Genomic DNA, 13,289 nt, shown 5'->3' on the forward strand with positions numbered 1-13,289 from the left:
CACCGCTCGGGTGGTTCGCGCGCAGTTCACTGTGGAACGTCTCGTTGAAGTAGAGCTGCGTAGTCAGCATAAGCTGCTCACGCAGCGCCACCTGGAGATCACTATGCGCTGCGCTGGGGTCAAAGCAGGCAGCGGAATCGCTTTAACGGCAATCGATGCCTACGTGGCGGCAGCCAGGGCTTGCTCCACATCCGCGATGATGTCGTCCACATGCTCGATACCAATCGATAGCCTGACCATCTCCTCGCTCACGCCGGCAGAGGCGAGCTCTTCAGGGTTCAACTGGCGATGGGTAGTGCTCGCGGGATGGCATGCCAGGGATTTGGCGTCACCGATATTTACCAGACGCAGAATCAGCTGAAGTGCATCGATAAACTTGCCGCCGGCTTCGGTGCCGCCTTCGATGCCGAAGCTGAGAATACCCGCTGCCCGGCCCTTGCAGATTTTCTTGCAGGTGTCGTAGTAGGGGCTGTCCTTAAGACCAGCGTAGTTCACCCACTTCACTTGCGGATGCTTATTCAGATACTTCGCGACCTTCTTCGCGTTCTTGCAATGCTGTTTCATTCGCAGTGAAAGTGTCTCCAGCCCCTGCATGATCAGGAAGGCACTGTGTGGCGACAGCGCTGCTCCGGTGTTGCGTAGCGGGACCACACGGCAGCGACCTATATACGCAGCTTCACCCATGGCCTCGGTGTAGACCACGCCATGATAGGAAGGGTCTGGTGTTGTCATTACCGGGAAACGGCCGCTACCCGCCCAGTCGAATTTACCCGAGTCGACAATTGCACCGCCTATGCTGGTGCCGTGGCCGCCGATATATTTTGTCAGGGAGTGCACAACGATATCGGCGCCGTGGTCGAAGGCCTTGCACAGCAAAGGTGTCGCGACGGTGTTGTCCACGATCAGCGGTACACCGGCCTCGTGGGCGATGTCTGCCCACTTCTCTATATCCACTATGTTGCCAGCCGGATTGCCGATGGATTCGCAGAACAACAGCTTGGTATTTTCGTCGATAAGCGAGCGAACCCGGTCGAAGTCGTCGGCCGCCGCGAAGCGCGCTTCGATACCCTGGCGCGGGAAGGTGTGCGCAAACAGGTTGTAGGTGCCTCCATACAGTTGCGAGGTGCTCACGATGTTGGAGCCCACTTCGGCGATGGCCTCTATGGCGTAGCGAATGGCCGCCATACCTGATGCCACACAGAGGGCCCCAATGCCGCCTTCAAGCTCAGCCAGGCGTTGCTCCAGGACAGCATTGGTAGGATTCATGATGCGGCTGTAGATGTTGCCTGGCACGGCCAGGTCGAATAAGTCTGCACCGTGCTGGGTGTTGTCGAAGGTGAAGGACGTCGTTTGGTAGATCGGCGTGGTGGCGGCGTTGGTTGTAGGATCGCCGTCGTAGCCCGCGTGCAGGGCAATGGTTTCAGGTTTCATATTGCATGGTTCCTTGTGTAATTCGCTTTGGTTCAAGTGGTGTATTCAGATTAGCAAAGGCATGTCTCCCTGCAAGCAGAGCAGGCGAGCGATATGCCTGAAATCGCGCTATAGTGACCCAGAACAAATAAAAACAAGGTGTTGCAATGCGATTGTTGCAAATGGGACTTATCCCTCAAATTTTACTGGGCGTTGTACTGGGTGCGCTGCTGGGTGTGTTCGTACCGACCGTCGCCGAGCCGCTGGGTCTGCTGGGCCAGCTGTTTGTGGCGATGCTCAAGGCAGTGGCGCCACTGTTGGTTATGCTGCTGGTGATGTCGGCAATTGCCAACCGTCATGAGTCTGGCAGCGATGGGCGCAAGACACTGATCGTTGTAGCGCTTTATGTCGCAGGCATGGTCTGCGCGGCCATTGTGGCTCTGATCCTGAGCCAGCTTTTCCCGCAGACCATCGCACTGGCGGCCAGCGCGGAGGGCGCCCCACCTGTGGCGGTCAGTGCAGTCCTGACTGATGTGTTGCTCAAGCTCGTTGATAATCCGGTCAATGCCTTGCTTACCGGCAATTTCCTCGGCTGTCTCTCATGGGCCGTTTTGCTGGGGCTTAGTTTTCGCAAGGCGCCAGATACATTTCGTGAGCATTTGCAGATCGCTGCCGATGGCGTAGCCAGCATCGTGCGCTACGTGATCAAGCTGGCCCCCATCGGTATCTTTGGCCTTGTGTGTTTCACGGTAGCGACGGTGGGGATGCAGGCCCTGGCTGGCTACGCCAGCCTGGCGACCGTGCTCGTAGCGGCCATGTTGATTATGGCTTTGCTTGTAAACCCGCTGCTGGTCTTCTTTCTCACCCGTGAAAACCCGTACCCCATCGTCCTGCAGTGCCTGCAGGAGTCCGGCATCACCGCGTTTTTCACCCGCAGTTCCGCTGCCAATATTCCGGTGAACCTCAGTCTGGCGAAGAAGCTGGGCATCAGTGAGGAGCTTTACTCGGTGACCATTCCAGTGGGTGCAACGGTGAATATGACTGGCGCCGCGATTACTATTACCACGCTGACTCTGGCGGCGACCCATACTCTGGGTATTGAGGTTTCCCTGCCTGCAGCGCTGCTCCTCTGTGTTATTTCCGCTCTGTCAGCTTGTGGCGCCAGCGGCGTGCCCTCGGGTAGCCTGCTCTTGATTCCCCTGGCGTGTTCCCTGTTCGGTATTCCTCTGGATGTCTCGATGCAGGTGGTGGCGGTGGGCTTTATTATCAGCGTAATCCAGGATTCGGCTGAGACTGCGCTGAACTCCAGCACTGACGTTGTGTACACCTACGCGGTAGACCAGATAGGAAAGAGCGACTAACGCATTCCTGCGAGATGTGCGCAGATGACGTTGGCACCCTGTAAAAGCCGGCTTGTGGGCCGTTGTACCAGATCGGGATGCACGTGAAAGAGAGCGTCTTTCTGTACCGCTTTCAGGAACGGGTAGTCGCGCCAGTCATCAAGCCATTCGGGGCGAGACTCGCCCATGCCGCTGGCAAGTATAGCCTCGGGGTTGGATTGAAGTACTGCTTCTCGGCTGACCACCGGAGCTAGCTGGGGTGCCTCTGCGAAAATGTTGCTGCCGCCACATAACTCGATCACTTTGCTGATCATATGCTCCCCGTTGATGGTCTGCAGCGGGCTATTCCACACTTCATAGAACGCGGTGATCTCGCGTTGCGTCCCGTGCTGTGTTTCTAGTGCGGCAAAACCCTGATCAAGGGTGTCGGCCACGTTTTGTGCGATAGCGGCGGTACCCGCCAGGGTGCCGATGTCGCGAATCATCTTGCCGATATCTTCAATATCGCGGGGAGCACTGACATAAACGGGAATGCCAAGAGATTCGAGCTTGCGGAGCGATTCCATGCCATTCCCTGAAGCCCACATGATCACCAGATCTGGCGCCAGCGCGGTGAGAGACTCCTGGCTCCATGCGTGATAGCTGCCGACGCGGGGGATGCTCTGCGCTGCCATTGGGTAGTCAGAATACTCCACGGCGCCCACGAGCCTTGCGCCTGCACCGGCGCTGTAAATGTTCTCCACGATATGTGGCGCTAATGCCACCACTCGTTCGGCAGGCTGAGGTAGGGTGATCGTGCGGCCGATTGCATCGGTCACTGAGACGGCAGCGGATGCAGTAGTTGCTGCGAATGCGCAGCCCAATTGGAGCAAGGTGAAAAGTGTTAGCAGACGCAGCATTCAGTTTTCCTCGGTGACGCCCGCTTCAGCGAAACTCGCCATATTGTTGTGTAGAGCGAGTGCGCTCTCGATCAACGGAAGGGCAGTGAGCGCTCCGCTGCCTTCTCCCAGGCGCATGTCCAGCGCCAGCAAGGGGCGGAGCTCCAGCGTATCCAGCAACTGTTGATGGGCTCCCTCGGCCGAGCAATGCCCGGCGAGTAGCCACCGCTGTACGGTCGGGTTTATACGACAGGCCACTAGCGCCGCAGCGCTACTGATGAAACCATCAACAAGGCTGGGAATGCGGCGCTGTGCAGCGCGGATGTATGCGCCTGCGATACCTGCAATTTCAAATCCTCCCAGACACTGCAGGTTGTGCATCGGCGAATTCAGATGGGCACTGTGTAAGCTAAGCGAAGCGTTGATTAGCCCGGTTTTGGCCGCCAGGCGTTCGTCGTCTATGCCCGTGCCACGGCCGGTGGTCTCACTGGCGTCCAGGCCCAGTAGGGCAGCCATGAGGGCTGAAGCGGAGCTGGTGTTGCCAATTCCCATATCCCCGGCGATGAACAGCTGGCAATTCAGTTGGTCTACTACCGCAGCTCCTGCGTTGAGTGCCCTGTGCGCTTGCTGCTCGGTCATCGCGGGTACAGTGCTGAAGTCACGGGTCCCTGCGTCGACAGAACGCTGTTGTAAGCCAGGCATATCGGCCACCGGAGTGAACGTGCCCATATTCACCACTTCCAGATCCACCTCGCGCTGGCGGCAGAGAACACTGGCTGCGGCGCCGCCGCTGAGGAAATTGGCGATCATCTGGGTGGTCACTTCCGCAGGATAGGCAGAAACCCCGCGGCGAGTTACACCGTGATCTGCCGCGAAAATGCGTGCGCAAACGCTGTGCAGCTCTGGCCTGTCTGTTGCCTGCCATGCTGCAAACTGCTCGGCTATCTGTTCGAGGTAGCCTAAAGCTCCGATTGGCTTGGTGAGCGTGGCTTGTCTATGTTGTGCCGCAACGCGATGTGGTTCAGATGGCGTTGGGCTGGGTTCGGTGAGCCAGTGCATGGCGTTATCCCTTGATAGTCTGTGGCAGGCCCGCGATGACCACGGTGACTTTGTCACAGTGCTGGGCGAGGTCTTGATGCAGCCAGCCTACTTCGTCTACAAATGTGCGGCTGAGCTCACCCATGGGGATGACGCCCATTCCCACTTCATTGCTGACGAGCATTAGTTCACCCTGGAGTCCCGGGAGTAGTTCCATCAGTGCGTTTCGTTCTTGCTTCCAGCACTTCTGGTGCAGGCAGTTGCTCAACCACAGGCTGAGGCAGTCCACCAGTATGCAGGCGTTTGGTGCGTCGATGTTGGCGAGCTGCTTCGCCAGAGCGAGCGGTTCTTCCTTTACCTGCCATTTCGGCGAACGATCTCGCTGATGGCGCGCGATGCGCGCAGTCATCTCCTCATCGCCAGCCTCTGCGGTGGCTAGGAGGTGGGGCGTGTCGCTCTGTGTCTCTGCCAGTTGTTGGGCAAAACGACTCTTGCCGCTGCGGGCACCGCCGAGTATCAAGTGCTTCATGAATTGATCACCAGTGGACCACCGTGTACGGGGTGTTCTTCTATTAAGACATTTGCAGTGAAGACGTCGCTGAACATGGGTGTTGTAAGCACTTCTCGCGGCGTGCCTGTAGCGTGTTGGCGTCCGTTGTTGAGTACTGTAATTCGATCGCAGATCCCGGCGAGAAGATTGAAGTCGTGGCTCGCAATGATGATACCGCAGCCCTCATTGCTGAGCCGCCTGACGATATCACTCACCATGTGGGTATGCGCCAGATCGAGAGCGGCACTGGGTTCATCCATGAGGAGTACCCGTCCAGCACTATCCTCTGGACGCCATATCTGGGCGACGCAGCGGGCAAGTTGAACGCGCTGCCGCTCACCACCGGAAAGTTCAGTGTAAAGCCTTTCGCGCAGAGATTCGGTGTCAGTGAAGGCGAGTACCTGGTTGAGGATTTCGGCATCGGCCTCAATGCCGCTCGCGTGGGGAATCCGCCCCAGCAAGATGACTTCCTCGACGGTGAACGGGAAATTCAGGCCTGGGTTCTGTGACAGGAACGCGAGCGACTGGGCGCGTTGCTCATTATTCATAGACGCCAGTGCCTGTCCCTGAAGGCGCAGTTCACCGTTGTCGAGGGCGTGGCCGCCAGCCAGGGTGTGCAACAGAGTGCTCTTACCGGCGCCATTGGGGCCCACGATCCCCAGTACTTCGGCGGCTGCAAGATCGAGTTGGATTTCCTGAAGCAACTCGCTGTTGCCATAGGGCGAGACCCCCGCAGTATTCAGACTTAGCAGAGCCATCACAGCATTCCATAGTCGCGCCGGCGACGCAGCAGGGAGATAAAGAACGGCACGCCGATCGCCGCGGTGACGACGCCTACGGGTAGCTCAGTGGGCGCAAGCAGGGTGCGAGACAGCGTGTCCGCAAGTACCAACAAGATAGCCCCTGCGAGTCCAGATGCGGGCAAAAGGTAGCGGTGATCCGGGCCGATCAACATGCGCATAATGTGCGGTACTACGAGGCCGACAAAGCCAATTACACCGGCGAGAGCGACAGCCAGGCCAACACCAATAGCGGCCAATGTGACGATGCAACTTTTGGAAAATTCGATATTGATGCCCAGGTAGCGCGCTTCGGATTCGCCGAGCAATAGTGCATTGAGCGCGTTGGCGAAACGGGGAAGGGCGATCGCGAGTACGGTAGTTGCGCCCAGCGCCACAGCGACTCGCGGATAGTTGGCGCCGTCCAACCCGCCCATTCGCCACATACTAATGCGCCTGAGGATCTCATTGCTTGAGTAGAATTCGAGGACATTGCTCGCTGCGGCTGAAAGCGCGGAGATCGCGATGCCCGCCAGGAGCATGGTTGCGACCGACGTGACGCCACCGGAGGTCGCGAGTTTGTAGACAAGAATGACTGCGAGCATGCCGCCGGCGAACGCGCCCAGCGAAACAACGCCTAATGCACCCACACCAGCGACTACCGGTGCAGCGAGGGCTATCGCAATGCTGGCGCCAAGCGCCGCACCGGCTGTAACACCGATTAATGAGGGGTCAGCCAGTGGGTTGCGGAATAGTCCCTGCATGGCAGCACCTGTCATACCCAGCATAGCCCCTACGAACATTGCGAGAAGTGTGCGTGGCAAGCGTATATGGCCGATGATGACAGCGTCCTGGTCGACCCCTTCGCCGCTTATGTAACGTCCCAGAGCGCCGACCGCATCGATCAGCGAAATGTCGACGGTTCCCGATGCCGTTCCATGCAAAATACATAAGGGCAATCCTAGAGCGAGCAGCAGCAGGGTCAGCCTGGCGCGTCGGGCTCTCATGTTGCAAACCACTTGGGAAACATGCGGGGTAGGTCCAGTGATTGTTCCAGCGCATCCGCCAGGCGATCAATTTCACGTTCGCGCAATTGGTCTCTGTCTTCGGCTTCCGCGCCTTTGAGACCGGCCCATCGCAACACCGCGGCGCAGCTTTCGCCGCGGTCCATGATGCCGTGGGTATAGGTGCCGGCTACACGGTTGTCAGCTGATACCGCACCATCTTTGCGCCCGTCGTCGAACGTGACAAAGGGCTTTGTGCCTGTCTCGACCTCGGTCTGGCCGCTGTGAATTTCATAGCCCTCAAAGCGACCCTCGCCGTTAATAAGGCCTGAGACCTGCCGCAGCGTCTTGCCTGGCTCAAGCGTGGTACTTAGTGGTAGAAGTCCCAGCCCCTTTGAGCTGCCAGCAGTGCCTTCAATGCCATTGGGGTCGTCAATTTGATCGCCAAGCATTTGCATGCCGCCACAAATGCCGAGCACCTTGCCACCGTAGCGCAGGTGAGTCAGCAGGTAGTCATCCCAGCCATTTTGGCGCAGCCACTCGAGGTCGGCCCGCACACTTTTGGAGCCAGGCAGAATAACCAGGTCAGCTGGCGGTGGCGGGGAACCGGCACCGACGTAGTGCAGGTCAACCCTGGGGTGGCTGCGCAGTGGATCGAAGTCGGTGTGGTTGGAAATTCTAGGCAATACGGGTACGACGATGCGAAGAGGCGTTTCCGTGTCGCAGGATTGCTCTGTAGTGATAGCGTCTTCGGCGTCCAGTTGCAGGTTTTGCAGGTAAGGCACGACACCCATTACAGGTTTGCCGGTCCGTTGCTCCAGCCATGTGAGGCCGGATTCCAGCAGCGCAATGTCACCGCGAAAACGGTTGATGATAAATCCCTGCACCAGGTCTTGTTCGCTGGGAGAGAGTAGTTCCAGAGTGCCCACGAGGTGAGCGAATACGCCACCACGATCAATGTCCGCAACAATAACCACCGGACAGTTCGCGGCTTCAGCGAAACCCATATTGGCGATGTCGCCCTCGCGCAGGTTGATCTCGGCGGGGCTGCCGGCGCCCTCTACCAATAATGCCTCGTAACTTTTTTTAAGCCGACCCCAGGAGTCGAGAACCGTGTCCATCGCCACGCGCTTGTAGTCATGGAATTCGGTGGCTTCCATGTGTTGTACAGCCTGGCCCTGCAAAATAACCTGTGCGCGCTTATCGCTACTGGGCTTTAAAAGCACCGGGTTCATGTCGACGTGGGGCGCAATACCGGCCGCCTGGGCCTGCAATGCCTGGGCGCGACCAATTTCTCCCTGACCGGGAGTTACCGCGCTGTTGAGCGCCATGTTTTGAGGTTTAAAGGGCGCTACGCTAACGCCGCGCCGGAGCAGGCAGCGACAGAGGCCGGCAACCATCACTGACTTGCCGGCATCTGACGTCGTGCCCTGGATCATCAGGGCAGTCGGGTTGCTAATAATCGACGCCACGCCGGGCCTTAATGCCGGCTTTGAAGGCATGCTTCACTTCCTTCACATCGGAAACAGTATCCATGACTTCCTGAAGGGCTGAGCCACCACCACGCCCAGTAACCACAACGCTTTGTTCCCGTGGGCGATTGGCAATGGCATCAATGATCTCTGCCTCGGGCAGATAGTCGTAGGCGATCATGTAAGTCAGTTCGTCCATGACAACGAGGTCGTAGGAGTCATCCTGCAGCATAGGCAGTACCTTTGCCCAGGTGTCTTTTGCCGCTGCGATATCGCCGGAGCGGTCCTGTGTATTCCAGGTGAAACCGGTCCCCATTTGGTAGAAGTCCACCTGTGGGCACTTGTCCCGCAGGTAGATTTCTTCACCGGACAACTGTTCGCCCTTGATGAACTGGACCACACCCACTTTCATGTCGTAACCCAGCGCGCGCATCACCATACCAAAAGCAGAGCTGGATTTTCCCTTGCCATTGCCGGTCACGAGAATCGCGACACCGCGCTCCAGATCGGCCGACTCAATATTCGCATCGACTTTGGCCTTCTGCTTTTCCATGGCGGCCTTGTGCTTGGCCTCACGTTTCTCATTCTGCTTGTTATCGCTCACGCTGGTTCTCTCTTTAGAAGTTGTACCGCACGCCGGCATAGGCCGCCGCGCCACTGGTGTTATAGCTTGGCACTTCCTGGTAATCCTCGTCCAGCAGGTTCTCGACGCGGCCATAGAGTTCCAGACCATCGATCACTGTAAAGCTGGCGTTGAGGTTCACTACTTCGTAGTCGTCCAACTCACTGCCATCGATGTCTTCCGCGTCATAGGAACCGCGCACATAGACGCCCATTGAGAGGCGATCATTCAGGCCCAGCCAAGTCAGACCCAGGTTGGCCAGGTGCTCGGGACGGCGTATGCGCGCGCTGCCGGTGGCGTTTTCAGTGTCGTTGTAAGTGTAATTGCCATCCAGGGCCAGACCCCATGCCAGTGGGAGTTCGCCGATGAGTTCAACACCGGTGGAATCGGTATCACCACTGCCCTGCAAATAACCGGAGAAGAAGTCGAGGTCAAAGTAGATTTCGTCGCTGACAGTCTGATCGAAGTAATTGGCCTCAAGATAGATACCATTGTTCGCGAACCAGGCGACACCTACATCAAAGCCCTCACTTTCTTCCTCCTTGAGCTCGACTTCGCTAGCGGGCGGATAGAAGGCGTTTTCGTTATAGGCAATTTCATACAGGCTGGGCGCGCGGAAGCCGGTGCCGTAGGTGGCCTTTAGTTTGAGTTCACCGTCACCCACAGGGATCAGGTACGCAGCGCTCGCGCGGTAGGTTGTATGAGTGCCGAAATCTTCATTGTCGTCGTAGCGCACGCCAGCGGTCAGGAACACATCGCTGATAGCTTCACCCTGGTATTCCAGGTAGTAGCCGTCCTGTTCCCGTTCGTGGTTGTTCCAGCCATCGTCGAAGCTTTCTTCCTTGCGTTCTGCGCCGTATACAAAGCGTGTGGTTTCGGTCAGCGAATAGCTGCCCAGATAGCCATATTGATCCAGGTCCCCATCGCCACCGAAGCCGAATACATTCTTGGTATAGAAGGCGCGTTCCGTTTCATTGCCGGTGTAGCTTAGATCGTGGCTGAAGCTCCCCGTTTGCAGTTGTGCTGATACCCGCCAGGCGGTTTGATCGAATGTGTTATAGCAGTCGTTACTGTTGCTGAAGGTTGCGCTGTCATAGCAGCTGTCGTACTCGTTCTCTCCTTCAACATCCCGCATAACCGCTTCAAGACGGAAGTCGTCGGTGATGTTCCAGCCCAGACGCCCGTGCAGGGTTGTGTTTTCGTAGCCATCGTCATCTTTCAGGTCGGTGTCAGTATCGCGTGCATTGAAACCGTCGGTTTCGAAGTCGACTGCCGTCAGGCTGAAATCAACAGTGTCATTGCCGCCGGCAACATCTGCCGCCAATTGTTGGGTACCGTAGCGGCCGCCTTCGGCGCTTACGCTGCCACCAAGACCCGGCTCGGCAGACCGGGTGTAAGCGTTGATGACGCCGCCAGCATCGGCGCCGTACATCATGCCCTGCGTCCCGCGGAGTACTTCGACACGCGTAATCCCTGTCGACAGCAGGTTCTCGAATTTGGGGCCAATCTGGGTACCTGATGTATCGGATACGTCAATGCCGTCGATATACAGCTTGGTGCGGAAGCCTTCTTCGCCGCGCACACGTACGCTGGTGGCAGAGCCGGCGCCGCCAGAATTGCTCACTGCGATCGCAGGTTGGGTCCGCAGTACGTCATACAGCGAATTGAATCCGCGCGCCTGTATATCGGTTTCGGTAATGACAGAGACAGAAGTGCCAATCTGGCGCAGCGGCATTTCAACCCGGGAAGAAACCACGATGATCTCTTCAAGCTTACTGTTAGCGGGCTCTGTCTGGGCGTGCGCAAGTGCGGGAATAGCGCTGGCAACTGCGAGCGCGAGTGGTGTGAATCTGGACATTGTTGTTCCTCAATAGCCATAGAATGTTGGCGACTGAGGGAGGGGATCAGGAAATGCGACCTTGGCTTTGGCCAGACAACCTTGAATGAAGCCCTCCGCTCCATCGGTGTTGCATCAGGCAGGTGTCGGACTCACCGTCAAAGACGGCATACCGTTGCGGGGGCAGTGGTGATGACGATGAAGAACGTCACACGCTTCCCATTTAACCCACCCAGCAGACCAGAGGAATGCGGCGGGCACCTGATACGGGGCGGGAGAATAAGAGCTGGACTGGGTAAAGTCAATCAAGACTGGCGGGGGCCGCATTGGCGAACGCGTAGTTAAGGGCGTGGGTCAGCGGTCTTCCGGCCCGGCTGCAGAGCAGTATGCCGAGTGCCCCCCGGTGACTGATCAGTAGTGTTCCGGGAGCTGAGTCGCTCACCACAGCCTGCATGCGCAGAGCCACCTGCTCAGCAGATTCGCCGCCCGGTGGCCCGCAGCTGACCCAGTTGTCGCCCCAGGCGTCGACTTCCTCGGCTTCGCGGGCATAAATTTCGTCCCAAGCCCGACCCTCCCAGTCGCCCATGGAAATTTCCCGTAAGCGCTCGTCCAGCAACGGTTCAGTGGCGCCAAGGAGCCTGGCCAAGGTATTCGCAGTTTCCCTGGCGCGACCAATATCGCTGCTGATGATATGGCGAGGCAGGGGGCCTGCCCATCCCTGGGCCAGGGCCCGAATTTCGTCGAAGCCACGGTTCGATAACGGATGCTCCCACTGGCCGATACAACGGCCCTCAGGACGCTGGGCGTGGGCGTGACGCAGCAGAGTGAGTTTTGCGATCACGCCGCGTAGTGCGCGCAGAAGAACAGGTAAACAGCGCACTCGGTGAGCTGGTTGACGCCGCCAAGTGTGTCGCCGGTAACGCCCCCGATACTGCGCTTAAGCCAGACGTGACTCAGGAAAACAATCGCCAGCACAAGCCCGATAAGCCCCAGGGCCTGGCTCCCCGGCAGCCACAGTAGTGGCAGAACTGTGAAAGCGCTGCCCAGCAGGGCTCTGCGAGTGGATACGCTTTCCACCAGCGGCTTGCCGCTGGCTCCCTCGCTGACATAGAGAGAAAATTGTACAAGGGGCAGGGTAGTCCAGCGCCCAAGGGCATGAGCGGTCAGTAGCGCGAGCGGAATCATTGCAGCTTCGATAGTTGCCAGGCCGGCGAGCTTTAGCGCGAGTGCAAGAAATAGCGCGGCCGAGCCATAGGTGCCGATGCGGCTGTCCTTCATGATTCGGAGTTTGTCTTCGACCGTCCAACCACCGCCGAGACCATCCGCACTGTCTGCCAGCCCATCTTCGTGGAATGCACCGGTTAGCGCGATCGCAGTGCCAAGGGCGATCACGGCTGCGATTGGCTGAGGCCACAGGGCGAGGCTCGCGCAAAATACAATAGCCGCCAGGGCACCGATAACCAGCCCGACCAGAGGGAAGTACGCGGTCGACTGGCGAAAGCTCTGCTCGGACCAGGCAAAGGCGGGCATCGGGATGCGGGTCAGAAAACTGAAGGCAGTGGCGATGGCGCGCAATTCCTTGATCTTGCGGCTGGCGGGCGTGCAATCTTCAGACGTGGAGTTCATTGCTATTCCTGAGTACTATGCGCGGCAAAGCTGAGGATGATAACTGATTCATGGCAGACGAACACCGATTCACACAGCCTGAGATAGCCGCGGTTTACCGCGCGATTCACGAGCGCAGAGATATGCGCCATTTTCGTTCTGATCCTGTTGCACCGGAGGTGCTTGAGCGGCTCCTGGATGCGGCCCATCATGCCCCCAGCGTTGGGTTCATGCAGCCATGGCGTTTTATTCGTATCACCAAACCGGAACTACGCCAGCAGCTTCATGCACTTGTTGAGGTCGAGCGACTGGCGACAGCAGAGGCGCTAGGCAAGCGGGGCAATGAGTTCATGAAGCTTAAAGTCGAGGGCATTCTCAATTGTGGCGAACTTCTGGTGGTGGGGTTGATGGAGGGTCGAGAGCAACACGTCTTTGGCCGCAGAACCATGCCGGAAATGGATCTGGCCTCAGCCTCGTGCGCCATCCAGAATCTGTGGCTTGCAGCCAGGGCAGAGGGGCTGGCCGTTGGATGGGTGTCACTGTTCGATCCGGCTGCGCTTGCGCAGTTGCTGTGTATGCCCTCGGGAAGCACGCCGATGGCTGTCTTGTGTATAGGTCATACCGACGAGTTTTATGAAGAGCCTATGCTCCAGACCGAGGGATGGAGAGATCGCGATCCAATAGAGCGATACCTCTACGAAGACAAGTGGGAGTCGTAGTTTAGCGCTATGATGGTAATGACGTTTATAAAAGC

General features: G+C 58.0%; 13 protein-coding genes and 1 riboswitch. Of the genes, 2 read left to right on the top strand and 11 right to left on the bottom strand.

Going from position 1 to position 13,289, the window contains the following annotated elements:
• Window positions 1-159: 159 nt before the first annotated feature.
• A complete protein-coding gene (locus EY643_RS08195; RefSeq protein ID WP_152661740.1) occupies window positions 160-1,431 on the bottom strand; it encodes an O-acetylhomoserine aminocarboxypropyltransferase/cysteine synthase family protein in 1,272 nt (423 codons plus the stop codon).
• A gap of 146 nt (window positions 1,432-1,577) precedes the next feature.
• Here EY643_RS08195 and sstT point away from each other — a divergent pair, with 146 nt between their 5' ends.
• A complete protein-coding gene (gene sstT / locus EY643_RS08200; RefSeq protein ID WP_152661741.1) occupies window positions 1,578-2,771 on the top strand; it encodes a serine/threonine transporter SstT in 1,194 nt (397 codons plus the stop codon).
• On the opposite strand, the gene EY643_RS08205 is transcribed toward sstT, so the two are convergent.
• The 10 genes from EY643_RS08205 to cobS all read right to left on the bottom strand — a co-directional run bounded on the left by EY643_RS08205 (window position 2,768) and on the right by cobS (window position 12,556).
• Window positions 2,768-3,649, bottom strand: coding sequence for a cobalamin-binding protein (locus EY643_RS08205; RefSeq protein ID WP_152661742.1), 882 nt, complete (start codon window positions 3,647-3,649; stop codon window positions 2,768-2,770). The two genes, sstT and EY643_RS08205, sit on opposite strands and share 4 nt — an antisense overlap.
• Window positions 3,650-4,687, bottom strand: a complete 1,038-nt coding sequence (cobT, locus tag EY643_RS08210; RefSeq protein WP_152661743.1) for a nicotinate-nucleotide--dimethylbenzimidazole phosphoribosyltransferase — start codon at window positions 4,685-4,687, stop codon at window positions 3,650-3,652. It abuts the gene before it with no gap.
• Between the two features lie 4 nt (window positions 4,688-4,691).
• Window positions 4,692-5,195, bottom strand: coding sequence for a bifunctional adenosylcobinamide kinase/adenosylcobinamide-phosphate guanylyltransferase (cobU, locus tag EY643_RS08215; protein ID WP_152661744.1), 504 nt, complete (start codon window positions 5,193-5,195; stop codon window positions 4,692-4,694).
• On the bottom strand, window positions 5,192-5,974 hold the full coding sequence (locus tag EY643_RS08220) for a heme ABC transporter ATP-binding protein (protein ID WP_152661745.1): 783 nt from the start codon (window positions 5,972-5,974) through the stop codon (window positions 5,192-5,194). Before EY643_RS08220 ends, cobU begins: the two co-directional genes overlap by 4 nt.
• A complete protein-coding gene (locus tag EY643_RS08225; protein ID WP_152661746.1) occupies window positions 5,974-7,002 on the bottom strand; it encodes a FecCD family ABC transporter permease in 1,029 nt (342 codons plus the stop codon). Before EY643_RS08225 ends, EY643_RS08220 begins: the two co-directional genes overlap by 1 nt.
• Window positions 6,999-8,501 carry a cobyric acid synthase gene (locus EY643_RS08230; RefSeq protein WP_152661747.1) on the bottom strand — a complete coding sequence of 501 codons (1,503 nt, stop codon included), beginning with the start codon at window positions 8,499-8,501 and terminating at the stop codon, window positions 6,999-7,001. Before EY643_RS08230 ends, EY643_RS08225 begins: the two co-directional genes overlap by 4 nt.
• Window positions 8,455-9,024 (bottom strand): cob(I)yrinic acid a,c-diamide adenosyltransferase, encoded by a 570-nt coding sequence (gene cobO, locus EY643_RS08235; protein ID WP_240732896.1) that lies wholly within the window; start codon window positions 9,022-9,024, stop codon window positions 8,455-8,457. Before cobO ends, EY643_RS08230 begins: the two co-directional genes overlap by 47 nt.
• A gap of 64 nt (window positions 9,025-9,088) precedes the next feature.
• On the bottom strand, window positions 9,089-10,951 hold the full coding sequence (locus EY643_RS08240; RefSeq protein WP_152661749.1) for a TonB-dependent receptor plug domain-containing protein: 1,863 nt from the start codon (window positions 10,949-10,951) through the stop codon (window positions 9,089-9,091).
• Window positions 10,952-11,051: 100 nt separating this feature from the next.
• A riboswitch (cobalamin riboswitch) is annotated at window positions 11,052-11,210 on the bottom strand.
• Window positions 11,211-11,231: 21 nt separating this feature from the next.
• Window positions 11,232-11,771, bottom strand: coding sequence for a histidine phosphatase family protein (locus EY643_RS08245; RefSeq protein WP_205743183.1), 540 nt, complete (start codon window positions 11,769-11,771; stop codon window positions 11,232-11,234).
• Window positions 11,768-12,556, bottom strand: a complete 789-nt coding sequence (gene cobS / locus EY643_RS08250; protein WP_152661751.1) for an adenosylcobinamide-GDP ribazoletransferase — start codon at window positions 12,554-12,556, stop codon at window positions 11,768-11,770. The genes EY643_RS08245 and cobS overlap by 4 nt, the downstream gene beginning before the upstream one ends.
• Before the next feature lie 50 nt (window positions 12,557-12,606).
• On the opposite strand from cobS, the gene bluB reads away from it, so the two are divergent.
• A complete protein-coding gene (gene bluB / locus EY643_RS08255) occupies window positions 12,607-13,254 on the top strand; it encodes a 5,6-dimethylbenzimidazole synthase (protein WP_152661752.1) in 648 nt (215 codons plus the stop codon).
• Window positions 13,255-13,289: the final 35 nt, after the last annotated feature.

It is taken from the genome of Halioglobus maricola (assembly GCF_009388985.1).
Taxonomy (GTDB): domain Bacteria; phylum Pseudomonadota; class Gammaproteobacteria; order Pseudomonadales; family Halieaceae; genus Halioglobus; species Halioglobus maricola.

Coding starts and splice junctions, on each gene's coding strand:
- EY643_RS08195 (WP_152661740.1), bottom strand. CDS start 1,431: ATGAAACCTGAAACCATTGCCCTGCACGCGGGCTACGACGGCGATCCT.
- sstT (WP_152661741.1), top strand. CDS start 1,578: ATGCGATTGTTGCAAATGGGACTTATCCCTCAAATTTTACTGGGCGTT.
- EY643_RS08205 (WP_152661742.1), bottom strand. CDS start 3,649: ATGCTGCGTCTGCTAACACTTTTCACCTTGCTCCAATTGGGCTGCGCA.
- cobT (WP_152661743.1), bottom strand. CDS start 4,687: ATGCACTGGCTCACCGAACCCAGCCCAACGCCATCTGAACCACATCGC.
- cobU (WP_152661744.1), bottom strand. CDS start 5,195: ATGAAGCACTTGATACTCGGCGGTGCCCGCAGCGGCAAGAGTCGTTTT.
- EY643_RS08220 (WP_152661745.1), bottom strand. CDS start 5,974: ATGGCTCTGCTAAGTCTGAATACTGCGGGGGTCTCGCCCTATGGCAAC.
- EY643_RS08225 (WP_152661746.1), bottom strand. CDS start 7,002: ATGAGAGCCCGACGCGCCAGGCTGACCCTGCTGCTGCTCGCTCTAGGA.
- EY643_RS08230 (WP_152661747.1), bottom strand. CDS start 8,501: ATGCCTTCAAAGCCGGCATTAAGGCCCGGCGTGGCGTCGATTATTAGC.
- cobO (WP_240732896.1), bottom strand. CDS start 9,024: ATGGAAAAGCAGAAGGCCAAAGTCGATGCGAATATTGAGTCGGCCGAT.
- EY643_RS08240 (WP_152661749.1), bottom strand. CDS start 10,951: ATGTCCAGATTCACACCACTCGCGCTCGCAGTTGCCAGCGCTATTCCC.
- cobS (WP_152661751.1), bottom strand. CDS start 12,556: ATGAACTCCACGTCTGAAGATTGCACGCCCGCCAGCCGCAAGATCAAG.
- bluB (WP_152661752.1), top strand. CDS start 12,607: ATGGCAGACGAACACCGATTCACACAGCCTGAGATAGCCGCGGTTTAC.